The sequence below is a fragment of the Ferruginibacter sp. SUN002 genome (assembly GCF_050611725.1).
GTDB lineage: Bacteria > Bacteroidota > Bacteroidia > Chitinophagales > Chitinophagaceae > Ferruginibacter.
Genome location: NZ_JBODJB010000001.1, coordinates 1,030,274 through 1,056,668 on the forward strand (window position 1 = coordinate 1,030,274; position 26,395 = coordinate 1,056,668).

27 protein-coding genes are annotated in these 26,395 nt (G+C 35.7%); 15 read left to right on the forward strand and 12 right to left on the reverse strand.

Going from position 1 to position 26,395, the window contains the following annotated elements; all coding sequences use genetic code 11:
• Positions 1-155: 155 nt before the first annotated feature.
• Positions 156-338 (reverse strand): hypothetical protein, encoded by a 183-nt coding sequence (locus ACQ33O_RS04565; RefSeq protein ID WP_430994381.1) that lies wholly within the window; start codon positions 336-338, stop codon positions 156-158.
• A gap of 48 nt (positions 339-386) precedes the next feature.
• The gene (locus ACQ33O_RS04570; RefSeq protein ID WP_430994382.1) at positions 387-866 is read right to left on the reverse strand and encodes a hypothetical protein; all 480 of its coding nucleotides are present in this window, start codon (positions 864-866) and stop codon (positions 387-389) included.
• Positions 867-982: 116 nt separating this feature from the next.
• Here ACQ33O_RS04570 and ACQ33O_RS04575 point away from each other — a divergent pair, with 116 nt between their 5' ends.
• Together ACQ33O_RS04575 and ACQ33O_RS04580 are read left to right on the forward strand one after the other, a co-directional pair.
• On the forward strand, positions 983-1,432 hold the full coding sequence (locus ACQ33O_RS04575; protein WP_430994383.1) for a hypothetical protein: 450 nt from the start codon (positions 983-985) through the stop codon (positions 1,430-1,432).
• Between the two features lie 62 nt (positions 1,433-1,494).
• Positions 1,495-1,965 carry a hypothetical protein gene (locus ACQ33O_RS04580; protein WP_430994384.1) on the forward strand — a complete coding sequence of 157 codons (471 nt, stop codon included), beginning with the start codon at positions 1,495-1,497 and terminating at the stop codon, positions 1,963-1,965.
• A gap of 5 nt (positions 1,966-1,970) precedes the next feature.
• Here ACQ33O_RS04580 and ACQ33O_RS04585 read toward each other — a convergent pair whose 3' ends face one another.
• Complete coding sequence (locus ACQ33O_RS04585) at positions 1,971-3,149, reverse strand: class I SAM-dependent methyltransferase (RefSeq protein WP_430994385.1); 1,179 nt, start codon at positions 3,147-3,149, stop codon at positions 1,971-1,973.
• Positions 3,150-3,323: 174 nt separating this feature from the next.
• Between ACQ33O_RS04585 and ACQ33O_RS04590 the strand changes: the two genes are divergently transcribed.
• Positions 3,324-3,866 carry a hypothetical protein gene (locus tag ACQ33O_RS04590; protein ID WP_430994386.1) on the forward strand — a complete coding sequence of 181 codons (543 nt, stop codon included), beginning with the start codon at positions 3,324-3,326 and terminating at the stop codon, positions 3,864-3,866.
• A 62-nt stretch (positions 3,867-3,928) separates the two neighbouring features.
• Here the strand turns inward: ACQ33O_RS04590 and ACQ33O_RS04595 are convergent, their stop codons facing one another.
• The 6 genes from ACQ33O_RS04595 to leuC all read right to left on the reverse strand — a co-directional run bounded on the left by ACQ33O_RS04595 (position 3,929) and on the right by leuC (position 9,779).
• Positions 3,929-4,378, reverse strand: a complete 450-nt coding sequence (locus tag ACQ33O_RS04595) for an RNA recognition motif domain-containing protein (protein ID WP_430994387.1) — start codon at positions 4,376-4,378, stop codon at positions 3,929-3,931.
• Positions 4,379-4,456: 78 nt separating this feature from the next.
• On the reverse strand, positions 4,457-5,527 hold the full coding sequence (leuB, locus tag ACQ33O_RS04600; protein WP_430994388.1) for a 3-isopropylmalate dehydrogenase: 1,071 nt from the start codon (positions 5,525-5,527) through the stop codon (positions 4,457-4,459).
• A 70-nt stretch (positions 5,528-5,597) separates the two neighbouring features.
• Entirely contained in the window at positions 5,598-5,885 is a 288-nt protein-coding gene (locus ACQ33O_RS04605; protein ID WP_430994389.1) for a four helix bundle protein, read from the reverse strand.
• Positions 5,886-6,030: 145 nt separating this feature from the next.
• Complete coding sequence (locus tag ACQ33O_RS04610; protein ID WP_430994390.1) at positions 6,031-7,545, reverse strand: alpha-isopropylmalate synthase regulatory domain-containing protein; 1,515 nt, start codon at positions 7,543-7,545, stop codon at positions 6,031-6,033.
• A 71-nt stretch (positions 7,546-7,616) separates the two neighbouring features.
• Positions 7,617-8,213, reverse strand: coding sequence for a 3-isopropylmalate dehydratase small subunit (gene leuD / locus ACQ33O_RS04615; RefSeq protein ID WP_430994391.1), 597 nt, complete (start codon positions 8,211-8,213; stop codon positions 7,617-7,619).
• Between the two features lie 162 nt (positions 8,214-8,375).
• Positions 8,376-9,779, reverse strand: coding sequence for a 3-isopropylmalate dehydratase large subunit (leuC, locus tag ACQ33O_RS04620; protein ID WP_430994392.1), 1,404 nt, complete (start codon positions 9,777-9,779; stop codon positions 8,376-8,378).
• 145 nt (positions 9,780-9,924) lie between these two features.
• Between leuC and ACQ33O_RS04625 the strand changes: the two genes are divergently transcribed.
• The 6 genes from ACQ33O_RS04625 (at position 9,925) to ACQ33O_RS04650 (ending at position 16,950) form a co-directional block, all read left to right on the forward strand.
• Positions 9,925-10,800, forward strand: coding sequence for a LysR substrate-binding domain-containing protein (locus tag ACQ33O_RS04625; RefSeq protein WP_430994393.1), 876 nt, complete (start codon positions 9,925-9,927; stop codon positions 10,798-10,800).
• Between the two features lie 73 nt (positions 10,801-10,873).
• Positions 10,874-11,581 (forward strand): hypothetical protein, encoded by a 708-nt coding sequence (locus tag ACQ33O_RS04630; protein WP_430994394.1) that lies wholly within the window; start codon positions 10,874-10,876, stop codon positions 11,579-11,581.
• A 125-nt stretch (positions 11,582-11,706) separates the two neighbouring features.
• Entirely contained in the window at positions 11,707-12,168 is a 462-nt protein-coding gene (gene tnpA / locus ACQ33O_RS04635) for an IS200/IS605 family transposase (protein ID WP_430994395.1), read from the forward strand.
• A gap of 207 nt (positions 12,169-12,375) precedes the next feature.
• Positions 12,376-14,475, forward strand: coding sequence for a ComEC/Rec2 family competence protein (locus ACQ33O_RS04640; RefSeq protein WP_430994396.1), 2,100 nt, complete (start codon positions 12,376-12,378; stop codon positions 14,473-14,475).
• A gap of 14 nt (positions 14,476-14,489) precedes the next feature.
• Positions 14,490-15,995: a bifunctional phosphoribosylaminoimidazolecarboxamide formyltransferase/IMP cyclohydrolase gene (purH, locus tag ACQ33O_RS04645; RefSeq protein ID WP_430994397.1), complete on the forward strand. Its 1,506-nt coding sequence runs from the start codon at positions 14,490-14,492 to the stop codon at positions 15,993-15,995.
• A 46-nt stretch (positions 15,996-16,041) separates the two neighbouring features.
• Complete coding sequence (locus ACQ33O_RS04650; RefSeq protein ID WP_430994398.1) at positions 16,042-16,950, forward strand: DMT family transporter; 909 nt, start codon at positions 16,042-16,044, stop codon at positions 16,948-16,950.
• Here the strand turns inward: ACQ33O_RS04650 and ACQ33O_RS04655 are convergent.
• The 3 genes from ACQ33O_RS04655 to ACQ33O_RS04665 all read right to left on the reverse strand — a co-directional run bounded on the left by ACQ33O_RS04655 (position 16,943) and on the right by ACQ33O_RS04665 (position 20,170).
• Complete coding sequence (locus tag ACQ33O_RS04655; RefSeq protein WP_430994399.1) at positions 16,943-18,229, reverse strand: polysaccharide deacetylase family protein; 1,287 nt, start codon at positions 18,227-18,229, stop codon at positions 16,943-16,945. The two genes, ACQ33O_RS04650 and ACQ33O_RS04655, sit on opposite strands and share 8 nt — an antisense overlap.
• 148 nt (positions 18,230-18,377) lie before the next feature.
• Positions 18,378-18,575, reverse strand: a complete 198-nt coding sequence (locus ACQ33O_RS04660) for a hypothetical protein (protein ID WP_430994400.1) — start codon at positions 18,573-18,575, stop codon at positions 18,378-18,380.
• Positions 18,576-18,793: 218 nt separating this feature from the next.
• The gene (locus tag ACQ33O_RS04665) at positions 18,794-20,170 is read right to left on the reverse strand and encodes a LutB/LldF family L-lactate oxidation iron-sulfur protein (protein WP_430994401.1); all 1,377 of its coding nucleotides are present in this window, start codon (positions 20,168-20,170) and stop codon (positions 18,794-18,796) included.
• A 209-nt stretch (positions 20,171-20,379) separates the two neighbouring features.
• Here ACQ33O_RS04665 and ACQ33O_RS04670 point away from each other — a divergent pair, with 209 nt between their 5' ends.
• The 6 genes from ACQ33O_RS04670 to rpmH all read left to right on the forward strand — a co-directional run bounded on the left by ACQ33O_RS04670 (position 20,380) and on the right by rpmH (position 26,340).
• On the forward strand, positions 20,380-21,117 hold the full coding sequence (locus ACQ33O_RS04670) for an isoprenyl transferase (protein ID WP_430994402.1): 738 nt from the start codon (positions 20,380-20,382) through the stop codon (positions 21,115-21,117).
• A 100-nt stretch (positions 21,118-21,217) separates the two neighbouring features.
• A complete protein-coding gene (locus tag ACQ33O_RS04675) occupies positions 21,218-23,965 on the forward strand; it encodes a BamA/OMP85 family outer membrane protein (RefSeq protein WP_430994403.1) in 2,748 nt (915 codons plus the stop codon).
• A gap of 24 nt (positions 23,966-23,989) precedes the next feature.
• Positions 23,990-24,502: an OmpH family outer membrane protein gene (locus ACQ33O_RS04680; protein ID WP_430994404.1), complete on the forward strand. Its 513-nt coding sequence runs from the start codon at positions 23,990-23,992 to the stop codon at positions 24,500-24,502.
• Between the two features lie 69 nt (positions 24,503-24,571).
• Positions 24,572-25,123, forward strand: coding sequence for an OmpH family outer membrane protein (locus ACQ33O_RS04685; RefSeq protein ID WP_430994405.1), 552 nt, complete (start codon positions 24,572-24,574; stop codon positions 25,121-25,123).
• 88 nt (positions 25,124-25,211) lie between these two features.
• Positions 25,212-26,036: a glutamate racemase gene (murI, locus tag ACQ33O_RS04690; protein WP_430994406.1), complete on the forward strand. Its 825-nt coding sequence runs from the start codon at positions 25,212-25,214 to the stop codon at positions 26,034-26,036.
• Positions 26,037-26,172: 136 nt separating this feature from the next.
• Complete coding sequence (rpmH, locus tag ACQ33O_RS04695) at positions 26,173-26,340, forward strand: 50S ribosomal protein L34 (protein ID WP_229761966.1); 168 nt, start codon at positions 26,173-26,175, stop codon at positions 26,338-26,340.
• Positions 26,341-26,395 lie beyond the last annotated feature (55 nt).

Here is a 26,395-nt window from a genome sequence, read left to right on the forward strand (position 1 = left end):
TTGTCGTTGCGGCAATACAGTTTGCCTTTTATTTTTTTGTTTGCATTAGCTAATTTAAATAATCAATTTAAATTTTTACATGGCCTGCAAATTTTATAACCACAACTACAGGTTTAGTAGCCCCTCTTACTATTTCAGTAAGTCTACCTACAAACTCAATAACCATACCTACAAGATAAGTAGCTACCACCTACTAAATCAGTACCTCTACCTACTATTTCAGTAGGTCTACCTACTAATTCAGTAACTCCACCTACTAAACTAGTGCCACCACCTACAAAATCAGTAGGTACACCTACTAAAACAGTAGGTCTTCCTACAACTAAAGTAGCAGGCATAAAAAAGGATAGAGTTTTTGCTCTATCCTTTTAATTGTTCTTGCCTTTTTACTCAGTTGGTGTCGGCGTATCGGTAGCAGATTTGCCAAACCTGGCATTGTAACTATCTATCTCACCCATGGCAGCATCCAAAGCAGTATTACCGCTACGGGAGGTTTGCAGGTAACCGTTATAACGATCGTACAATGCCATCAGGTCAATACCAACTGCGGTTTGGGTATCTTCCATCATTTCCATTAACTGTTTAATAGCTTGTAAGGCCTGCCCGCCATCTTCATAAGCTTTTAACAATGTTGCCATTTCCTGAGGGTCTTCGTTGCGTGGCAAACTGTTAATGTGTTGTGTGGCAATTTTGCTGATTAGCCTTACCATACCTTCTCTGCCTTCTGCCATAGTACGGCTCCCTTTTCTTTGCTCATCGGTAAGGGGTACATGAAAGGGCGTTAGTTGTTGAATGGAGTTGTTGGTAGCTGTTGCAATGTTTGTAGATACAGCTGCTGTTAGTGGGTTGGAAATTAATTTGTTCATACAAAATAATTTTAATTAAAAAATAGGTTACCTATATATGACTGATTTTTTATTTATATGGTTGTAAGTATTGAAAAAAAGGAACTACATATTTTATATCTTCATTACCAAATTCCATGACACTCAAACAAAAAATACACCACCACTATCTCCAACTGATAAACGAAAAGATCGATCAGCTCCAACAAGTTTTAGCAGATCTTAAAGAAAGCGGTGCCAATGAAACCAAAAGCACTGCCGGCGATAAGCATGAAACCGCTTTGGCAATGTTACAAATAGAGCAAGCAAATAAAAGAGCGCAATTACAGGAAATCGTTGCACAGAAATCTGCATTGGAAAAGATCAATCCGGCTTTATCTGCATCGATGATTGTAAATGGTAGTCTTATTAAAACAAATAAGGGTTATTTTTTTATGAGCGTAGCATTAGGTAAAGCAACAATAGCGGGAATAAATGTTATTGCGCTTTCACCGCAGTCTCCTCTGGGAATGAAATTAATAGGATTGAAAAAAGGAGATACTGTTACGTTGAACGGCAATATTTATATTATTGAAGGTATTGATTAATATTTTTTAACTATTTAGTAAGACAGGTATTTGTAAATTAGATCAACAATAAATCAATAGATATGAAAAATTCGTTGTGGTATAGTAGAGCAGGAATATTTTTTGTGCTATCCATTTTTGTTTTTGTAGGAGCTTGTAAGACAGCGGCAGAGACTAAAGGTTCAAAAATTGAAAAAACATTGGTACAGAAAAAGTGGAAGCTGGATCAATTACGGAATGTTATCAATGGCAAATACGGATGTTATATTCGTGACAGCATCAATACAACCGGGGTTGATTACGATAAATTAGAATATACTTTTAATGCAGATGGAACGGGTAAATATGTTGATGAAGTTGGTAAAAGTCATGCTGTTAAATGGAATTTTATTTCTTCGGACAAACAAACTTTGGTTTTTGCAATTGAAGGCAACAGGCCGGATATTTGGGAGACGATTGTAATAAAGGGGGAGTATTTGTACGCCACAGAAAATTTCCCTGTGAATGGTAATCCAAACAATATGCATAGCTTTCGCTTGAAACAAGTGCCTTGAAAATTTTATATTCCTATGGCCTTTTCTAAATAATGTTGCTGAATGCCAAAATACTTTTTAGCATCTTTTATTTTTTGAAGAATAGTTTCTTTGTCAATGGCAGATTTGCTTTTAATACCTGTGATCATAATGTTCTTCGGTGTGTGTGCGTCAGTAATGAATTCAAATACTTTTGTTTTGTAACCAAAATATTCTAATACCATTGCACGTATGGCGTCTGTAACCATCTCTGCTTGTCTTTCTAAAAAGATACCATGTTTAGTAATGAAATCAATGTCGTTGATCTGTTTGTATTTTTCTATCTCTCTTCTTATTTGTTTATGACAGCAAGGAGCCACAACAATTAAAGATGCATTTGCTGCAATGCCTTTTGCAATGGCATCGTCGGTGGCGGTATCACAGGCGTGGAGGGCAATTAAAACATCTATTGAATCGTTCTCATATTTTTCAATTGAACCTTCTTCAAAAAATAAATTGGTAAAATTACTTTTAGTGCTGATCTTATTGCAAAGATCAACAAGGTCTTTTCTAAACTCAACTCCGGTTACTTTAGCTTTTTTGTTTAATACATTGGTAAGATAATCGTACAAAGCAAATGTGAGATAACCTTTGCCTGAGCCCATATCTACTACATTCAACAAATCTTTTTCCGGCAACTCTTTTAAAAGAGAACTTAAAATTTCTATATAGTGATTGATCTGTTTGTATTTATCCTGTGTGGCTTTAAATACATTGCCGTTGGCATCGGTTATTTTTAATTCGGTTAAATAGGGTTTCCCTTTAGCTGTAATAGGATGATTTTTTATTTTATCATGACTGAGTGATGGCAACTCCGATTTTGAAGCAGTAATTTTTTTCAACAAATAATTTCCATTCTTTTGTTGCTCTAATATTTGATCAGACTCTGTTGTAAATAATGTTGCAAACTTAAATCCATCTTGCAAAGCAATTTGTATTTGCTCAACAGCTTCTTTAATGTCGAAATTCTTTACAATGTCTTTTGTTTTATATCTGTAGGTAAAACTTAATTTTTCTTCTGCTTTGATGATTGTTTTTTTTATGTAGATATTTTTTAAATGCTCTTCGGATCCTTTATAATTTCCAAGAGTGATTGAAACGAAAGTATTACTCGTAAGGCTTTCTTCTATCGCAACAATAAAGTCTTTTATTTTGTCAGGGAGCATTTTTATAAAGCGTTAGTGTGCAAATTACTTAATTGTACAGAAGAATTGAGGAAGTATTGCATTTTCAATGAAGAAAGGTTATCTTACCGAAACAAGTGATCCTTCCCCCATACTACTCTTTAGCATCCACATTCTATCAAACCATTTTTATTCATCATTAAACCTATATTAAGTATGAAAAAATTAATGCTAATTGTTATTGCAGCAATTTTTGCAACAGGATGCAACAATACCACCACTGCAACAAAAGAAGATGCAAAAGAGTCTTCTTCAACAGAAAAAATTGATTATGCGTATTTGCCGGCAAATCATGAACCCGATTATTGGGAAAGAGGGGATCAAAAAAACATTGCTATTGTATTAAAATCATTAAAGGGCTTTGAAAATAAAAATGTTGAACAAGCAATTGAGCCCTTTGCCGATAGTGTACTTTGGCAGGTTGGGGGTGTAGATGCAAAGTTATCAAGAGACTCTTTGAAGTCGATGATGACAAATGATTTAAAAAATATTGCATCTGTAAAGATCGTGATGAATGATTATGAGTCTGTTATTTCTAAAGATAAGAAACTGGAGTATGTGTCTTTATGGTACAAGCAAATCACCACCGATGCAAAGGGAAAAGTTGATTCTATGATCTGTATGGATGATGCTAAAATAGTGAAAGGAAAAATTGTTGAACTGGAAGAAAAAGTAAGGCCGTTAGGTCCAAGAAAATAATCGGTATTTACAATAAAAAAAGTGTCGAATTGTTTCGACACTTTTTTATTAATAGTATGATCTTATCTGCTATAACCACCACCACCTCTGTCATTTCCACCACCACGGTATCCGCCTCCATTCCCTCTATCTCCTCCGCCACGGTATCCGCCGCCTCTATCATTTCCACCCCCACGGTACCCACCACCGGAACCACCTCTGTCATTTCCTCCACGATATCCGCCACCGCCTGAAGGAGGTCTGCTGCTTCCTCCGCTGCTTCCACCACCCGGACGATCTTCAGCTTGTTTTACTACAAGAGGTTTTTTACCTAAAGAGATATCATTGAGTAATTCGATCGCTTCTTTTCCATCCTCATCATTTTTCATTTCCACAAAGCCAAACCCTTTACTTGTTCCAGTGTCTCTGTCCATCGCTACTTTGGCAGAAACTACTTCTCCGCATTTTTCAAATATTTCCATTAATTCTGCGTCATCCAAATCATAAGGGAGGCCGGCTACAAAAAGTTTCATAAAGTGTGTTTTGGTAATAAATGTTGCCGTGGTTAAAAAACCTCAGCATTTCGCTTTCTTAAATATAGTACATAAAATTTATATCCTGCTCAAAATTTCCTCGCCGATTGCATCGGTACCTAAAATTTTATCAGCAGGTGTTGTTGCATCTGCAATATCTCTTGAACGGAAACCTGCTTTTAACACCTGGTCAACTGCGTTGATAACTGCTTCGCTTTCAGCTTTTAATCCGAAAGAAATATCCAATAATAATGCAGCGGATAAAACAGACGCCATTGGATTGGCTACACCTTTACCGGTGATATCATGTGCCGAACCATGTATTGGTTCATAAACACCTGTACCATCTCCGATAGATGCAGATGCCAACATACCCATTGAACCTGCAATTTGTGAAGCTTCATCGGTTAAGATATCACCAAACAAATTACCTGTTACTACAACATCAAAACGTTTTGGATCTTTAATTAAGATCATCGCTGCTGCATCAACAAACTGATGCTCTAATTGAACTTCAGGATAATCTTTAGCTACTTCTAAAATTGTTTCTCTCCATAAACGACTGCTTTCTAAAACATTCGCTTTATCTACACTCATTAATTTTTTACCTCTTGTCATTGCAGCATCAAAAGCTTTACGTGCAATACGCTCCACTTCATATTTGCTGTAGATCATTGTATCGTAAGCAGTGTTACCATCAGCAGATCTTGCTCTTTCGCCGAAATATACGTCACCCGTTAATTCTCGGAAGAATAAAATATCAGCACCTTTCAATATTTCAGGTTTAATGCTTGATGCACTCAGCAATTCATCAAATAATTTTATCGGACGAAGGTTAGCATATAAGCCTAATTCTTTACGCATTTTTAATAAACCTTGTTCAGGACGAACTTTTGCTGAAGGATCATTGTCATATTTCGGATGACCAACTGCACCAAATAAAACTGCATCAGAGTTTCTCATTTTTTCAAGAGATTCATCAGGCAAAGGGTTTCCGGTAGCTTCAATCGCTACGTGACCTATCAATGCTTCATCATAAGTGAACTCATGTCCAAATTTTGCAGCAATTTTATCCAATACTTTTTTACCAACAACAGTTACTTCTTGTCCGATTCCGTCTCCAGGAACGATAACGATGTGTTTTTTCATTTTTGTATGAGGCAAAGAGTAGAGAGGCAAGGGGGCAAGGAGTATGCTTAGTTGGCTCTTTTCTCAGTGCTTAGTTTATTTTTTTAATAATAGTATACAACATTTTATCTATTTCAATACATAAGCTAAATACTTCTTCAAAAGTGATCAAGTCTATGTATTTTAAATTATTTGCAATTTCAATTTGTGTTTGTAATTCATACAAAGAGCCTAAAGATATTTGCAAAAATCGCTTATAATCATTTGTGGAATTTCTTCCATAACCCTCGGCAATATTGCTTGGAATAGAAACCGAACATCTTCTGATCTGGTTAGTTAACCCGAATTTCTCATCGGTTGGAAAAGATTTTGAAATCAAATATATCTTACTAACCAACAACATCGACTTCTGCCAAACAAAAGATCTTTATACGATTTAATAGAATTCATAGATATTGAAATAATAATTCTTCAAATTATAAAACTCCAAAACTCTTTGCCTCCTTGCCTCACACCTTTTTGCCTCAAATCGTATTCAACATTTTTTGTGTTGCCTTGATAGCAGCAATAGTTTGATCTGAGTCCAATCCCCTTGTCTTAAATTCTCTTCCTTTCAAATTCCATGTAATGATCGTTTCACACAATGCATCTGTTTTCCCTCCCGGCGGAATGCGTACAACGTAATCCGTGAGCAAAGGCAATTCTAAATCTTTTTTTGCATACACTTTTTTAAGTGCATTCATAAAAGCATCGTATTGTCCATCACCTTCAGCACTTGCTTCATGCAAACCATTGTCTTCAAATTTTATTTTGATAGTAGCATATGGTTTTAAATCATTCGATACAGTTAGTATATATTTTTCTACTTTAACTTTTTCAACTAGAGTAGCACCATCCAATACATCTGACAAAATATAGGGAAGATCTGCTTGCGTAACCGTTTCTTTTCTGTCACCTAATTCAATGATACGCTGTGTAACTTTTTTTAAGTCTTCGTCTGATAATTGTATGCCGAGCTGTTGTAAATTATTTTCAATATTTGCTTTGCCGGATGTTTTTCCTAAAGCGTATTTTCTTTGTCTACCGAAACGTTCAGGCATTAACTCGTTAAAGTATAATTGATTTTTTTTATCGCCATCGGCGTGAATACCTGCAGTTTGAGTAAATACATTTTCTCCAACAATTGGTTTGTTTACGGAGATTCTGAAACCTGAAAAGTTCTCTACGAGTTTACTCACAGAGTGCAAAGATTTTTCTTCAACACCGGTTGTTACATCTTTTTGATAATCGTTCAACACAGCAATAACGCTTGCTAGTGGAGCATTACCTGCTCTTTCACCCATACCATTTACGGTAAGATGAAGACCATGAGCACCTGCTTTTACCGCTTCCAAAACATTTGCAACACTGAGGTCATAATCATTATGTGCATGAAAATCAAAATGTATGGAAGGGTATTTTTTTACTATTGCAGAAATGTATTCAAATGTTTCGGAAGGGATCAATACACCTAATGTATCAGGCAATAAAATTCTTTTAACCGGTTGTGTAGCTAAAAAATCCAAATATTGGAAAACATACTCTCTTGAGTTACGCATACCATTACTCCAATCTTCCAAATACACATTGCATTGTAAACCTTTGCTTTTTGCCAATGCAATTACTTTTGCAACATCACTAAAATGTTGTTCCGGTGTTTTCTTTAATTGATGTGTAAGATGATTTAAAGAGCCTTTGGTTAACAGGTTCATTACTTTTGCACCGGCTTCGAGCATCCAGTTTACAGATGTTTCGCCGTCAACAAAAGTTAAGACCTCAACTTTATCTAGGAGTCCTTGTTTATCTGCCCACGCAGTAATTTTTTTAACAGCATCCAACTCGCCTTCAGAAACTCTTGCAGAAGCAATTTCAATTCTGTCAACCTTTACTTCTGTCAACAGCAATTGTGCTATGGTTAATTTTTCTGAAGATGAAAAGGATACACCACTTGTTTGTTCTCCATCACGGAGGGTGGTGTCCATTATTTGAATCTGTCTCATTGTTCTTTGTTAAGCTTAAGGCTTAAAGCTAAAAGCTGAAAGCTTTGTGCTTTCCACTTTTAGCCTTAAGCTTAGTACAGACTCTTGTCTGCGAATTCTTTTATCTCTCCTTTCATAGCTTGTAGATAATCGATATCATCGAAGCCATTCATTAAATTATGTTTCTTGTATGAATTGATGGTAAAGCTTTCTTTTTCACCTGTTGCAACAATAGTAACTGTTTGATCAGGAAGATTTACTTCTATCTCAGCTTTTGGATCAGCTTCGATCGCTCTGAATATTTTATCTAAAAATTCAGGACTAACTGTTACCGGTAAAATACCAATGTTCAAAGAGTTTCCTTTGAAGATATCAGCAAAGAAGCTTGATATCACACAACGGAATCCGTAATCGTAAATTGCCCATGCAGCATGCTCACGACTACTACCACTACCAAAGTTTTTACCACCTACTAAAATTTTACCTGAGTAGATAGGATTGTTCAACACGAAATCTTTTTTCGGAGTATCGTCACCGTTATAGCGCCAGTCTCTGAAAAGATTATCTCCAAAACCTTCACGTTTTGTTGCTTTTAAAAATCTTGCAGGAATAATTTGATCTGTATCTACGTTCTCAATTGGTAAAGGAACTGCTGTAGAGCGTAGTACTGTGAATTTATCGTAAGCCATTGTATTTAGTTAAAAGTTATTAGTTATTAGTTTTGCTTTGTTGCCATCCGCACTGCTGATGAAAGGATTGCGACGCAACGATGATGCTATGAAAAACCGAAGCTGGTATTAAAATAAATAAAACACAATCTTCGCACCCCCCCCTTTAGGGGATGGGGGCGACTATGCTTCTTCAAGTAACTCCCTCGGATCAGTAACCACCCCAGTAACCGCAGCAGCAGCAGCCACATAAGGACTAGCCAACAACGTACGACTGTTAGGGCCTTGACGACCTTCGAAGTTTCTGTTGCTCGTGCTCACCGCATATTTACCTGCAGGAACTTTATCATCGTTCATTGCCAAACAAGCTGAACAGCCCGGTTGACGCAATTCAAAACCGGCTTCATTCAAAATATCTAAAATACCTTCTTCTTTAATTTGAGATTCCACAACATGAGAACCAGGAACCAACCATGCAGTGATGTTGTCCGCTTTTTTTCTTCCTTTTACGATAGATGCAAACGCTCTGAAATCTTCAATGCGTCCGTTGGTACAACTTCCCAAGAAAACGTAATCGATTTTTTTACCAAGGATAGATTCATCTTCATGAAAACCCATGTACTCCAACGATTTTTTGTAAGAAGCAGCACCATCCTGTACATCAGCAGCCATTGGAATATGTTTGCTGATACCGGTTCCTAAACCTGGGTTAGTACCGTAAGTAATTTGCGGTTCAATGTCTGCAGCATTATAGGTTAATTCGTAATCAAATGTTGCATCAGCATCTGTTTTCAAAGTTTTCCAATAAGCTAAAGCTTTATCCCATGCTTCACCTTTCGGTGCAAGATCTTTTCCTTTTAAATAATTGAAAGTAGTTTCATCAGGAGCGATCATACCGCCACGGGCACCCATTTCAATTGATAAATTACAAACAGTCATTCTTCCTTCCATGCTCATTTTCTCAAAAACCTCTCCGGCAAATTCGATGAAATATCCGGTAGCACCACTTGCACTGATCTGAGATAATATATATAAAGGAACATCTTTTGGTAAAACACCTTTTCCTAAACTACCGTTGATGGTTATACGCATTTTTTTAGGTTTCGGCTGCATAATACATTGAGAAGACAATACCATCTCAACTTCTGAAGTACCTATACCAAAAGCGATACAACCAAATGCACCATGAGTAGAAGTGTGTGAGTCACCACAAACGATGGTCATACCCGGAAGAGTGATACCATTTTCAGGTCCAACTACGTGTACAATACCGTTTTTAGGATTTCCTAAGCCCCAATGTGAGATGCCATATTTAGCAGAATTTTTTTCCAAAGCATTCAACTGATTGGCAGATAACGGGTCTTTTACCGGTAAATGCTGGTTGATTGTAGGAGTATTATGATCAGCAGTTGCGAATGTACGCTCAGGGAACATTACTCCAAGGCCTCTGCTTTCCAATCCAACAAAAGCCACCGGACTTGTTACTTCATGAATAAAATGGCGGTCGATCAGAAATACATCCGGACCATCTTCAATTTTGCGGACAACGTGGGCATCCCAAACTTTGTCGAATAAAGTACTACTCATAATTTTTGTATTAGGGGTGTCAAATTTAGCGATTAAACCAGCAATTACATAATATCAATCGCCAATTAGAGCACAAATATATTTTAATTCCTAAATTTGTAAAACCGTATTTTTCTATCGTTATCATTGATAAAACCGATTGATCATGGAGCTTCGACAACTTAGATATTTTATCCGTTCAGCAGAACTGCTCAATTTTACTGAGGCTGCAGGTACATTGTATATCAGTCAGAGTACTTTATCGCAGCAGATCAAGCAGTTAGAGGACGAATTGGGGATTCCCTTATTTGACAGGATCGGGAAACGGGTACATTTAACTGAAGCAGGTAATTTGTTTTTGCCCTATGCCCGACAATCATTGGTGGATGCAGAAAGCGGTAGGTTCGTAATTGATGATTTGAAAGGATTAAAAATAGGCGAACTTAGAATAGGTGTTACATACGGGTTATCAGCAGTGCTAACCCCAGTGTTGTTGCAGTTTTCCGAACTATATCCCGATATTAAGATCATCGTTGAATTTGGTACTTCAGAAGATATGCTGGATAAATTGAAGTCAACAAAAGTTGACTTTCTTCTTTCTTTTCTTGAATTGCAGGATAATGAAAAATTTATTTCTCAACGATTATATGATTCGCCTTTGGCATTAGCGGTACACCCGTCCAATATTCTATCAAAGAAAACCTCTATCAACATAAAAGACCTAAAGGACATTCCGTTGGTACTTCCTTCCACGGGTTTTCATACCCGACATTTTCTCAATGAAGCTTTGGCGAAAAACAATATTCAACCAAATATAAAAATGGAATTGAATGATATTAATGTATTGCTCCAATTGGTTGAAACAGGTAACTGGTGCACTGTCATGACTGTTGCTGCTGTAAAAGGCAGGCACACATTGAAGGCCATTCCTGTTAAAGGTTTGAATATTGTAAGCCAGGCTTCTATTACTTGGCCGAAAGAAAGCTATCGAAAAAAGGCAGCGTTGGTTTTTACCGAGATGATCAAAAAGCAGATGAAATAAATTAATATAATATTTTTTTGTACAGTATAAGATATTAATTATCTTGAAATATAATCTAATATCTTAAAATTTCATGAAACTAGTATACTTTACATTTTTATTTTCCATCTTCATAAGTCCATTTAAGTTAATTGGTCAAACTCCCAATTATATCAATCTCGATACTTCTAATTGCAAATTCCATAGTAGAAAAGTAAATCCAAGAATAGAGAAAGATTTTAAAGCATTGAAAAGTGCTGAAAAATATATTATTTCAATTGTAGGTAGGTCGGTTGCGAAAAACATTTGGTTTGACTGTTCACTTTCTACTAAAGTAATAATTCCACGATATTCTTCTAAACCAAAAGAATACAGAGGATTAGGTGTAGATACCTGTTATGAACTTTATTACTATGTTTTAGACAAGAAGAGAGTAATTGGAAATTTCGACTTATCAATTGATAGTTCTGGAGGTTTAGTAAGAAGTGAGTTTGGTTGTCCAATAGGTACTCGTCCAGCATTAATCAGAGGATTTAAAAAACATTTTGAGGGGAATTTAAAATTTAGTTTGGATATGGCTATAAAATTAGGTAGACAAAAAGGATTTGAATTTGCGCCAACTCTCGAATGTCAATTAGAAAGTATATTTAGCTCATCAAAACAAACTAAAGAATATGTTGGGATTCAATATTATTGGAGATTTTTTGAAGTCAAAAATGGAGGCGATATAGGAATTTTAGAAATAGATGCACAGAATGGAGAAATTATTAAAGAGGAGTATAGCCCGAGAATGCCTCAATAAATATAATTGAGTGTATCTAATAGTTTTTTAATCTGGCAAAGGCCCATAGGGCCAATATTTTGGTAGAAGAAATTTTGTACAATCTTATTGAGCCCCGAAGGGGCGACATTTTAATCAATCCTGTTATGGCTAATACATATTCGCAAGTTTTTATTCACGCTGTTTTTTCTGTAAAAGGTAGAGAAAATTTAATTGCATGTAATTGGCGAGATGATTTACATAAATATATTTCGGGCATTATCACAGGCAATGGTGCTAAGTCTTTAGCTGTAGGTGGTTGGAAAGATCATGTACATATTTTTTTCGGCTTGCCGATGACAACAACCATTGCTGATTTTATGAGTATTGTAAAAGCAAATAGTAGTAAATGGATTAATGAAAAGCAGTTTGTAAAAGGAAAATTTCAATGGCAATCTGGTTATGGTGCATTTTCACATTCAAAAAGTCAAAGAGATGTAGTTATAAATTACATTATGACTCAAGAAGAACATCATAAAGTCAAAACATTTCGCAAAGAATACATAAAAATGTTAAACGATTTTGAAGTAGAATACAACGATAAATATATCTTTGAGTTTTATGATTAACATTAGAGGGGGTTTAAAAATGTCGCTCCTACAGAGCTTAGAATCATGTTAAATATTTCTACCAAATTATCGGCCATACTGGCCTTGGCAACTTAAATATTTGTATTTCTAAAATTATATACTGTCAAAAATATTCATGTAGCATAAAATTATTATCTTACAATAACCTTCCTATGATTGATTGTTAGACTTTTTAATAACATCATCATGAAGCGACTTAATATACCCATTTGGAAAACAGCGCCGTTCCTGCGTCTGCTGTTACCATTCATTGCAGGAATATTATTAGAATGGTATCTGCAAATTCCATTGACTATCATTTGTATCAGCATTGTTTGTTTTACCACAGCTTATTTATTGTTTTATTTTTTGCCAATTGGGGTAAGATTTAAACTTCAATCATTGCAGGGCTTATTGCTTAATCTGATATTGATAAATTTTGGATTATTTATCACCTGGCAAAAAGATATACGGCATACCAATAATTGGTATGGACAAAATTATCATGACAGTGATTATTTGGTAGTGTGTATCAATGAACCGATTGTAGAAAAAACAAAATCGTATAAGGCAGATGGTTATATAGAATCTATGATCAGAAGCGATTCTGTTATAAAAGGCAAAGGAAAATTGCTTTTATATTTTTCGAAAGACTCTTCAGTAAAACAATTACACTATGGCGACAAAATTCTGATCAGTAAAAATTTACAAGCGATAAAAAACTCAGGTAACCCTGGTGCATTCAATTATGAACGGTATGCTGCCTTTCAACAAACTTTTCACAATGTATTTTTAAAAGATAAAGATTGGGTTAAATTGAAAGAGACAAAGGTGAATTGGTTTAATCAATTTATTTTTTCGGCAAGAGATAAAATTTTAGCAACGCTTGAGAAAACTGTTGGTGCTAATACCAATGAATTAGGAATAGCCGAAGCCTTGTTGATTGGTTATACAAATGATCTTGATAAGGATCTGGTGCAGGCTTACAGCAATACAGGCGTAGTGCATATCATCGCAATATCCGGTATGCACCTCGGTTTGATATATGTTATGCTCGTATGGATCTTTGCAAGAACACCACTAATAAAAAAATCGAAAATCACTCAGGTTGTATTGATATTATCCTGTTTGTGGTTGTTCTCAATTCTTACAGGAGGTTCAGCATCTGTTTTACGCTCCGCAGTAATGTTTAGTTTTATTACTGTTGGAAAAACATTTTTCAGACAAGCATCTATTTATAATTCATTAGCAGCGTCAGCATTTGTAATGCTATGTTACAATCCATATTATTTGTGGGATGTAGGTTTTCAGTTATCTTACTTAGCAGTAGTTGGAATCATTGTTTTTCAAAAACCTATTTATAATTTATTCTATGTAAAAAATAAATGGATAGATAAAGTTTGGCAATTGGCTGCAGTTTCATTGGCAGCACAAATATTGACTTTCCCAATTTGCATTTATTATTTTCATCAGTTTCCGAATTTGTTTTTGATCACTAATATTATTGCAGTGCCTTTATCTACTATAATATTATTTGCAGAAATAGGATTGGTCGCTTTAGCATGGGTTCCATTTGTTGGAATATATTTAGGAAAGGCAGTTGCATGGCTTGTTTGGTTGATGAATAAAATTATTCTTTCAGTCAATGATATACCTTTTGCCGTATGGGATAGAATCCCTGCAACTGTATTCACTACATGGTCGTTATATATAGTGGTTATTTGTTTAGCTGTATGGTTACTAAATAAGAATAAACAATTATTAGAAATCTCCTTGTTTTGTTTGCTGACTTTTACAATTGCACAGGTGTATGGGAAATGGCAAATAGCTAACCAACACAAATTAATTGTATATAATGTACCACAACATCAGGCAATAGATTTTATTGAAGGTAATAATTATCAATTTGTAGGAGATTCTGCTTTGTTAGCTGACGGGATGCTGCAAAATTTTCATTTAAAACCCGGCAGAATACAAATGCAGTTGAATAAGCAAGTTGATTCTGTAAAAAATATTTTCACTGCTCAGGATTTGTTCTATCAATTTGGTAATAAAAAGATTTTATTGATCGATAAATCGATTTCTTTTGAAGTGCCACAAGAAAAAATTAATGTTGATATAATAATTATTTCAAAAAGTCCAAAGCTCTACATCCCACAACTGACCAATGTTTTCAATTGTAAGCAAATTATTTTTGATGCGTCGAACAGTTTGTGGAAAATTGAAAAATGGAAAAAAGATTGTGAAAGATTACATTTGCAAAATTATTCAGTTCCTCAACAAGGAGCGTTCATTTTGGAGCTATAATTACCTCACACAACATGCAAAAAAAGATACAATCAGCGTTAATTTCAGTTTTTTACAAAGATGGGTTGGAGAATATTGTACGAGAGTTAAATAGACTTGGTGTTAAAATTTATTCAACCGGCGGCACACAAAAATTTATTGAAGACCTAAATGTCTCTTGTGTTCCAGTTGAGTCATTAACTACTTATCCATCTATCTTAGGCGGAAGAGTAAAAACTTTACATCCTGCTGTATTCGGTGGCATCTTAGGTAAAAGAGATGAAGCTCAACATGTTGATGAAATGAAGCAATTCAACATTCCGGAAATTGATCTGGTAATTGTAGATCTGTATCCGTTTGAAGAAACTGTTGCATCTACAAGCGATGAAAAATTAATTATTGAGAAAATAGATATTGGTGGTCCGAGCATGATACGTGCTGCTGCAAAAAATCACAAAGATGTGGTAGTGGTTGCTGCAAAAAAAGATTACTCATTATTAGAAGAAATTTTAAAATCTCAAAACGGTGAAACGACATTAGATCAACGTAGAGCATTTGCCATTAAAGCATTTGATGTTTGTACAGGATATGATCTGGCTATTTCTAATTATTTCAACCAAACTAATTTTGATAATCCTTTCAATAAAGAAAAATCAATATTACGTTACGGAGAAAATCCTCATCAACAAGGGTTTTTTTACGGCAATCAAAATGAAATATTTGATAAGCTACATGGCAAAGAGTTATCTTATAATAATTTGGTAGATGTTGATGCTTCAGTACAATTAATTGCTGAAGTAACATCTACAACATTTGCAATCATTAAACATACCAATGTTTGCGGCGTTGCACAAAGAGGAACGTTGAAAGAAAGCTGGGATGCAGCACTAGCAGGTGATCCTGAAAGCGCCTTCGGCGGTGTATTGGTTTGTAATGCAACAGTTGATAGAGCAACGGCAGAAGCTATCAATGAAATATTTTTTGAAGTGTTGATCGCTCCTTCATTTGATGCAGATGCTTTGACTATTCTTCAAACAAAGAAGAACAGAATTCTATTGAAACAAAAATCAGGATTGTCAACAACGCATCAATATAAGTCTGTATTAAATGGAATATTGACTCAACAAAATGATGTGGGCAATTTTACAGAATGGAAAGAAGTAGGTGGCAGAGAAACTACTGCGTCTGAAAAAGAAGATTTGGCTTTTGCAAATATTATTGCCAAACATTTAAAAAGCAATTCTATTGCTTTAGTAAAAAACAAACAGCTCATCGGTAAAGGTTGCGGACAAACATCAAGAATAGATTCTCTTCGTCAATCAATAGAAAAAGCCAAGCAATTTAATTTTGATTTGAATGGGGCGGCATTGGCAAGTGACGCATTCTTTCCTTTCGATGATTGTGTAAAAATTTCACATGCTGCAGGTATCACTTCGTTTATACAACCAGGTGGTTCTATAAGAGATAACGACAGCATTGAATATTGTAAGCAAAATAATTTGGCAATGGTCATTACAGGCCTCAGACATTTTAAACATTAACTTCGCTTTTATAAGCGAACTGTTGATGAAAAATTTTCCCAATCAAATGTTATCTAATTCCCCCTTCAGGGGGCCAGGGGGTAAAGCCTACTTTGCACTTGCATGGGTAAGTATTTTTTGGGGTACTACGTGGCTGGCTTCAAAGATCGCCGTATCCAGTATGCCTGCCTTTCAAATGATCGGTTTCAGGCAGTTATTCGGAGGATTAATGTTCGTTTCATTCTTTCTTTTTAGAAAAGAAGCATTGCCAAAGGGTAAACAGTGGCGCAGTATTCTGATAATGAGTTGTCTGAACTTTATGTTTAGTAACGGGTTTGTTATTTGGGCTGTAAGATATATTCCCAGTGGATTAGGAGCAATCATCGGAGCCATATTCCCTTTGTGGTTAGTTGTCATCACTTTATTTCAAGGAAAAAAAATGCAGCCGCAGGCATTGTTGGGATTTCTATTAGGTTTTGGCGGTGTATGTATTATTTTTTACGAACACATACACGATTTTTTCAATGCAGATTTTCGTTTCGGAATCATCCTTTCTCTTATAGCCTCTGTTACCTGGGCTTTCGGCACGTTGTTTACACAAAAAAATGCGGAGGGCTTCAATCCTTATTTTGGCATTGGTATACAAATGATGATCTCAAGCATGGTATTTTTAGGCCATGCATATATTAGTGGAGATGCAATTGCTCTAGCTGCAATTCCTGCGGAAGCTTGGTGGTCAATCTTATATTTAATAACAATTGGTTCTACTGCAACTTTTGTCGCATACATCTATGCACTGAAACATTTGCCTGTTTCGCTTACATCTGTGTATGCTTACATCAATCCGATTGTAGCTGTTTTATTGGGTGCTTTTGCTTTGAATGAAAAGATAACAATGCTTGTTGTTATTGGTGGTTTGGTTGCACTGCTTGGTGTGTATTTGGTAAACAATAGTTTTAGAAAGCAGATTACTTAGCTACCTGTTGCAAAAATTGTTCATACATCTTACCCCAACCTTCAAATAATTTATCGGAGCCGATCATGTGGTTATGGAAGATGGTAATTAAAGTGCCATTTGCTTCTTTACAAATTTTGTAGTAATGCATTAATTCATCAAATGCTTGCTCAGGTGAAAGTTTTTGTTCATAAAAACTATTGGCTTCCATAAAACAAAACGGATGAATTCGCAGCGTTGTTTGTTCCTCATGCAAAAGATCATACCAATAAAATGACGATGCTACTGAAGCTCTGAAGCCATTAATGCTGCCATACCCCATGCTATATTCATCTGTGATATCATCAGCAATCAATTTTCTGTAAGTCTCTGGTAAATGAAAGCGAATATAATGTTGTCTTGATTTTGTTATTCTCGACTCACTTAATTCTCTTAATAAGTGTTTTTCTTTCTGCAAAGAATATGCGTCGTCGCCGCTTTGCCAGCTTGGATGAATACCAAACACATATTTGTTGGTAAGGCGTTTTATTAATGCCTTCATGATATCTGTATTAGGCAAAATGTTTTTATCATATATACCATTCTTCTGCGCTAGTAAAAAAAAGTAAATAGGATATAGTTGATATCTTTCATGCAAACTATCCAGCCAATCATAAGTATCAAACGGATCTTTTTTGGTGCCTAATAAAACCTGTAATCTTTCCAACGATGGGGATCTTAAAAAACCACCTGCACTTCTTATAAACCCTTTGCCTTTGTAAGAGTAAGCAATGTCAATATCGTAGGTTGGGAGGAAGTTGAATGCTGGATATTGAATATTGAATATTGAATATTTCTTTTGTATGGTTTCAGCAAAATCTTTCAGCCAGATATTGATCAAAGGAAGATGAAGAAAATTTTCTTTGTATGCCAATGAATTTTCGTGAGCATACCTGCCATACATATCTTTTTTGTACGGAAGATATTCCTCATATCGACTGAGTAAATAAAACGATGCAGCGAAAATATCGAATGGGAAATCACTGTCAGTGGTTTTGTAAAACGCTTTGTAGTTGTTGATTTCAAAGCATTCTATTGTTTGCTCTTTTATACCTTTTTCATATAAGAGATTGCCGGCTCTGACAAAGATTTCATCTCCTGTAATTTGCTTTGATGAATAATTTATTTTAGGCCCATTGTGTTCTTTGAAAGAAGTGATATGTGTAGTAACAGAAAAATCTACCCCCATTAATTCTTTAAAAATAAAAGAACAGATATAAGAAAGGCGTACGGATGTATTATGGGAATAAACTAAGACCATAAAGAAAATGATTGATTAATTATATTTTTCTATGGGCTGTATGAGATGAAATTATTTATATTTTTTGCAATTGTCACCATAAAATGCTTTTCTCAAATTTACTATATTTTTTTTACTTATAGATAAGTGTTGTTAGTTATAGTTGACCTTAATTTGTCTTTTTTCGTTTGTCTTTAATCATTTGTATTAACACAAAAATTAGAAGAGTAACAAACCCTAAAAAGCTAATGCCAGCTCCAATAATTCTCCACTTTTCACCTATATTAATTGCTTTTAAAAAGATTAAGAATGTGGTAATTGAAAGGGCCGAACCTAAAACTATTGGGACTATATATTTTTTATTCATATTTCTTAATTTACATTTACTCCTACTTTCAGAATGTTCCGTCCAAAAAAAATCCGCCAAAACAAAAATGGAATGTCTGGAATTACCATTTTTGTTTTAGCGGATAAGATTCTAATACGAATATATTATAAAAATTTAGTTTTCAAAAAAATCTAAAAAATTTATATCGTACTAAATAAAAGTTTATGTCATAAATAACAAGTAGGAATAATGAGTTATCATTTTTTAAACTGTTCCTTCCACATTTCGTTGAATGTTTTTTTACTGAAATCCAAATCACTTCTGTTTTGTTTCCAGCCTTTGAATAAGCCGTTCACCACTTTGTTCTTTAAATTACCATTGCCCATATTCATGAAACCTCTTTTCAGACTTGCCATCTTCCACATTTTCCAGGCCATTTTTTCGGTTAATGTAGTGTAGCCTTCCTCAACACTTTCTTTTCTGTTCTCCAGTAAAAGTTCATGCAGGTTTATTTTCACAGCACATACTTCTGTACAATTACCACATAACGATGATGCATAACTCAAATGCTTGTAATTTTCCATGCCACTTAAATGTGGTGTAATAACACTGCCGATCGGTCCGCTATACGTTGCACCATACGCATGACCTCCAATATTTTTGTAAATAGGGCAGGCATTCAAGCAAGCACCACATCTTATACAATATAAACTCTCTCTTGTTTTTGGGTTTTGCAAGATGTTTGTTCTTCCATTATCAAGCAGTATCACATACATTTCTTCCGGGCCGTCCACTTCGCCGGCTTGTTTCGGGCCTGTAACGATTGTGTTATACACTGTAACTTTTTGTCCTGTACCAAATGTAGAAAGCAGTGGCCAGAATAATGCAAGATCCGTCATAGACGGGATCATCTTTTCTATACCAACAATTACAATATGCGTTTTAGGAAAAGCGCAACTTAATCTTGCATTGCCCTCATTTTCTGTAACTGCAATGCCGCCAATATCACTAATGATAAAATTTGCACCCGTAACACCCACTTCGGCCGCAGTATATTTTTTTCTTAAAACATCTCTTGCAACAAGTGTTAATTCCTGTGGGGTAAGGTTAGGCGCTGTGCCTAATTTCTGACTGAATAGTTTTGCAACATCCTCTTTGCTTTTGTGCATGGCGGGTGTTACAATATGGTAAGGGGCTTCGCCGTCTAATTGTTGGATGTATTCGCCAAGATCTGTTTCAATACTTTCAATACCGTTTTTTTCTAGTGCATCGTTCAGGTGAATTTCTTCCGTAACCATGCTTTTGCTTTTTACAAGCGTTTTGCAGTTTCTCTCTTTACAAATGGTCAATATCTCTTCAATGGCCTGAGTGGCATTTTCTGCCCAGATCACTTTGCCGCCTCTTTTGGTAAAATTCAGTTCAAATTCTTCTAATTGCTGATCAAGTGTTTCAATGGCCCGCCATTTAATATTTTTGGCTCTTTCTCTCACTAAATGAACATCAGCAAACTGCTCTTTACCCTCAGGCACCTTTTCGTTATACTTACCTATATTGAAATTGATCTTCCGTCTGTGCTCCAGATCGGCTGCTTTAATGGCACTTTTGGCTATAAATATTTGAGAATTTTCGCTCATTCTTAAACTTTCGGGGCTTTAAACGGGGTTTATTATTAGGGTAAAGTTACCTAAATGATGCAATTAATCGGACTTGACAATATATTAACTAATAAATAGGAGCTCATTTTTACCCAAAACCCTTATTCCAACTAAATTTTGTTACTTTTGCAGCCCTAAGTTCAGCCGGATATCGGTAAGATTATATGAGTTTAAAACATACTATAGATATGAACCGCCTGCCAAGGCATATTGCCATCATCATGGATGGTAACGGCCGATGGGCAAAAGAACAAGGTCAGGACAGACTTTTCGGGCATTTTCATGGCGTAGAAAGTGTAAGAAATATTGTGGAAGGAAGCGCTGAATTGGGTATAGAATATCTTACATTGTATGCTTTTAGTACCGAAAATTGGGACAGACCAGAATATGAAGTAACCGGTTTAATGGAGTTATTGGTAGATACTATTCGTAAAGAAGTACCTACGCTGAATAAGAATAATATCAGGCTCCATGTTATTGGAGATATGAGTATGTTACCCGATTCCGCAAAGAATGAATTGAATGAGGCATTGGCCGAAACTGCCACCAATACAGGACTTAACCTGATTATGGCTTTAAGTTACAGCAGTCGTTGGGAAATAACTGCCGCCATTAAACACATGGCGAAAGATATTGAAAATGGCAAACTGCATTCCGGTGATATTGATCAGTCAACCTTACAGCAATACCTTTCCACCAGTGAGTTTCCTGATCCCGAACTGATGATCAGAACAAGCGGCGAGTATCGTATCAGCAACTTTTTATTGTATCAACTTGCTTATGCAGAGCTATATTTTACCAATACAAGATGGCCGGATTTCAGAAAGGAAAACCTTTATGAAGCCATATTGGATTTTCAAGGGAGAGAAAGACGTTTTGGTAAGACAGGTGAGCAGATAAAACAGGAAGCAACAACAAATAATTAGTCATTTTATAGTTTTCTTTTCACTAAATAGAGTGTTAAAGATGTTTAACAAATAGTTTTCATTATTGGGCTTAATTTGCCGATCGTAAAAAACCAATTGGATGCAGCGTATTTACCGGACCATTTTCTCACTAGCAATATTATTTTCTTTTGGCATTTCAGCAAAGGCCCACAGTATTTCCGATACCACTCAACCGGTATCCATTGACCCTAGATTAATGGAGATATTCAATGCAAAAACTCCTGTTGAATATACCATTTCAGACATACAGGTTTCCGGTACAAAGGCATTCGATCCAAATCTAATCATATCAATTTCAGGATTAGCAATAGGTGATAAAGTGCAGATTCCCGGAACAGATGCATTCAGCAAAGCCATCGGAAAACTCTGGCGACAAAACCTGATTGCCGATGTTGAAGTTTTCATTACAAAGCTGGTTGATAAAAATATTACTGTTGAACTTGCCGTTACAGAAAGACCACGATTAGCAGATTTTAAATTTATTGGGGTTAAAAAAGGTGAGCAGGATGACCTTGAAACGAAAGTAGGACTTTCCAGAGACAGGGTTGTAACAGAGAACATGAAGCTTTCGGCTATAGAACTCATTAAAAAACATTATTACGATAAGGCTTACCGTAATGTAACAGTTGATGTGAAAGAAGAAGCAATGCCTGAATTAACAAATGCGGTATCACTAACTTTTTATATCAACAAGGGAAATAAAGTAAAAGTAAATTCATTGAACTTTTACGGTAACGACAATTTGCCGGATGCAAAGCTGAAAAAACAAATGAGAGGCACAAAGGAAATGAGCCGCTTTACGCTTTATCCACCTAAATACAGCAGCCCTTTTATTTCCGATAGTTTGAGAAATACTCAACTTACGTTTAAAGAATATTTAGGAGATTTCGGATTCTTATCAATTTCCAAAACAAAACAATTACTTGACCCATATTTCAGATTTAAACTCTTCAGCTCTGCTAAGTATAATGAAACAAAGCATGAAGAAGATAAAGAATCGCTTTTAAATTATTATAATGCTCAGGGATACAGAGATGCTGTTATTGTTGCAGATACACAAGTATATAACAAAGCTGGTAATGTAGATATTCATGTTAAAGTAAACGAAGGCCGCCGGTATTATTTTGGTGATATTGTTTGGCGAGGAAATACTAAATACTCCGATTCTATTTTAAATGTTTTATTGGGGATAAGGAAAGGAGATATTTACAATCTTGATATCTTAAATAAAAGATTAGGGAAACAATTATCTGCCGAAGGTGGCGATATCAGTAGTTTATACATGGACGACGGATACCTATTCTTTAGGGTGGATCCCGTTGAAACATCTGTTTATAACGATACCATCAACTTTGAAATAAGAATGATGGAAGGGCCGCAGGCTACTATTGGTAAGATTGGAATTACCGGAAATGATAAGACAAAAGATTATGTTATCCGCAGAGAACTCAGAACCATTCCTGGAGAAAAATTCAGTCGTGCAGATATTATCCGTACACAAAGGGAACTTGGACAGTTAGGGTTTTTTAATCCGGAAAAAACAACACCGAATGTAGTGCCGAATGCTGATAATGGAACAGTGGATATTGACTGGGGCGTAGAAGAAAAATCGAATGATCAGCTGGAATTATCTGCCGGTTTTGGCGGCGGTATTGGTCTAACTGGTACATTAGGGATTACCTTCAATAATTTCTCGATCAATAATATTTTCAGAAAGTCCACGTGGGATCCTTTACCGTCAGGCGATGGACAAAAATTGAGTGCAAGGATACAATCTAACGGTAAGGCATACAGGTCGTACAACTTCTCTTTTACAGAGCCATGGTTAGGAGGAAAAAAACGTAATGCATTTACAGTAAGTTATTTTAATACAAAATATGCTAATGCGTACGATCCGTTTACCGGATCTTATTGCAGATCTTGCGGAGATACATCTTTCATTAAAACTGTAGGTATTGGGGTTTCATTGGGAAAACAATTGAAATGGCCGGACGATTATTTTTCATTGATCTATGCATTCAATCTACAGCAGTATAAATTGAAAAACTACTCAAATATTTTTAAGGGAATCGATAACGGAACTTCTACCAATATCAGTTTAAAAATTGCTTTGGCAAGAAGTGCCACACAGGGTAATCCTATATTCCCGACAGGCGGTTCAAACTTCATGCTGAGCGGTCAATTTACACTACCTTACTCTTTGATGGGTATTACAAAGCCTGAAGACAATCCGTATCGTTATCCGGAGTTCCACAAATGGCGTTTTAATGGAGAATATTATGTGCCGTTGGGAGTTGGTCATGGAGCAGATAAGAGCAAACAGTTTATTTTGAAAGCTGCTGCAAAATTCGGTTTTATCGGAAAATATAACAGAGACCTGGAAGTTTCTCCTTTCGAACGTTTTCAAGTAGGTGATGCAGGGCTGAGCAACAATTTTGCATTACTTGGTTATGATATCATTGCACAGAGAGGATACCCGGTTTATTCAACTTCTAACCCTAAAGTAAACCCGGATAATATTACACCATCAGAGTTTTTTACTATTTTCAATAAATATACATTGGAGTTGAGGTATCCTTTCAGCACCAACCCGAGCAGTACTATTTATGGCTTAACATTTTTTGAAGCAGCAAACGGATGGTACAAATTCAAAGATTATAACCCTTTCAGATTACGTAGGTCTGCAGGTGTTGGTATGCGTTTCTTCCTGCCAATGTTTGGATTGCTTGGTTTTGATTATGGCATAGGCCTTGATAGGATAAAAGCAGGCGAACCACTTAAAAGTGCTTTCAAGTTTACTTTTATGTTAGGACAGGAGCCTGAATAATATTTGATCAAAAATTCTAACAATATGAAAAAAACATTACTGATAGCTTTTGGGCTATTATTAGCAGCACTAATTACCAATGCACAACGTTATGCCGTAATTGATTCAAAATATATTTTGGAAAAACTACCTGAATATAAAGAGTCGCAAACCAAGCTGGATAAGTTCAGTGAACAATGGCAACAGGAAATAGACAACAAACAGGCTGCCTTGGATAAGATGTACAAAGATTATGATGCTGAACAGATTATGCTGCCCGATGATCTGAAAAAGAAAAGAGAAGACGAGTTGTTTAACAAGGAAAAAGAACTAAGAGACCTTCAAAAAAAACGTTTCGGCTTTGAAGGTGATCTTTTTAAAAAGAGACAAGAGCTTATCAAGCCAATACAAGACAAGGTTTATAACGCCATTCAGAAGCTGGCAGTAGAAAAATCATTCGATTTTATTTTGGATAAAAGTGAAGGAATTACCGTTATATTTGCCGACCCAAAACTGGATAGAAGCGAAGATGTCCTTAAAATTTTGGGTGTTAAATAAATTATAAAGCGTATTGGTAAATGCAGCCAATTACCTTTAAAAACAAACTATATAAATTAAACAAGAACAATGAAAAAAGTATTTACTGTATTAGCGATCGGGGTTTCAATTTTAGGAATTTCAACAACAAGTAACGCTCAATCTAAAATTGGTTACATCAGCACAGAAGATCTAATTGGTGCAATGCCAGAAGCAAAATCAGCAGATTCTATTCTGCAGGATTACCAAGCATCACTTGAAATGCAAAGAGATGAGTATATCATGGAATTAAATGAAAAAGACAGCATATTTATTGCAGATTCAAGTAAAATGACTGCAGGTCAAAAAGAGTTAAAAAGAAACGATCTTTTTGCTTTATACCAAAAAGTACAAAACTGGAATCAAACAATGCAACAAATGATCGGTGAAAAAAATCAAGTGTTGGTTGGGCCAATCCGCAAAAAAGCATCTGATGCCATTAAAGCTGTTGCAAAAGCAAACGGGTACGGATATATTTTAGATGCCAATACGCTTATTGTTATGCCTCCGGCAGATGATATCTTACCATTGGTGAAAAAACAATTAGGTATTAAAGATCCGGCTCCTGCCAAAGCTCCTGTTAAAACCGGTGCAGGTCAATAATTCATTTGAATAAAAATTTTTGAAACCATCCTGTATAAGGATGGTTTTTTTATTTAGCTGATATTTTATTTAAACTTATTTTTGGATCATGGCAAACAAGGGAGCAATTGGAGTTTTTGATAGTGGTTACGGTGGGCTGACTGTTTTGAAAGAAATAGTCAATATGCTGCCTGCTTATGACTACTTGTATCTGGGAGATAATGCCCGTGCACCTTATGGACCAAGAAGCTTTGCTACCGTTTACGAATACACGCTGGAATGTGTAAAGTGGTTTTTCGATCAAGGTTGTCCGTTGGTAATTCTGGCCTGTAACACCGCCTCTGCAAAAGCCTTAAGAACCATTCAGCAAAATGATCTGGAAAAAATCGATCCCACCAAAAGAGTATTAGGTGTTATTAGGCCCACAACAGAAATCATAGGCAATATTACTACCACAAAACATATTGGAATTTTAGGAACAGCCGGAACGATTCAATCTAATTCATACCCGATAGAAATAGAAAAATTTTACCCGGATGTAAAAGTTTATCAGGAAGCCTGCCCGATGTGGGTGCCATTGGTAGAAAACAATGAACACAATATGCATGGCGCCGATTACTTTGTAAAACGCCATATCGACAATATAATGGATCAATCTCCTCAAATTGATACCTTATTGTTGGCTTGTACGCATTACCCCTTATTGATAGATAAGATCAGGCACTTCGTTCCCTCGAATATTCAAATTGTTTCGCAGGGACAGATCGTGGCAAAAAGTTTAGCCAATTACCTTGAAAGACATCCGGAAATTGATCAAAACCTATCGAAAAATGGCCAAATCGGCTTTTTTACGACCGATTCTGCGGAAGATTTTGATGATCATGCCTCCATTTTCTTCGGAAAACCAATAAAATCGACGCATTTAGCCTTATAAAAACCAATAAATTCAATATTCATAACTCATAATTCATAATTATTTACTACTTTTGCCGTCCTTTCACAATCAACGGGGATGGTGCCCCGATGGATGTTAGTAGAAATTAATTTTGTAAAAGGAAAAAACTAATAAAATGCCAGGTAAAAAAAGAACCTTCCAGCCCCATGTACGCCGTCGTAAATCGGTGCATGGTTTTCGTCAACGTATGCAAACTGCTAACGGCCGCAAGGTTTTGGCAAGTCGCCGTAAAAAAGGACGTGTTAAGTTAACAGTGTCTGACGAAAGATTCGGTAAAAAATAGAATAACAAAATTCTGTAATACGGATTTTAAAAATATTCAGCTCTCCTTTGGAGGG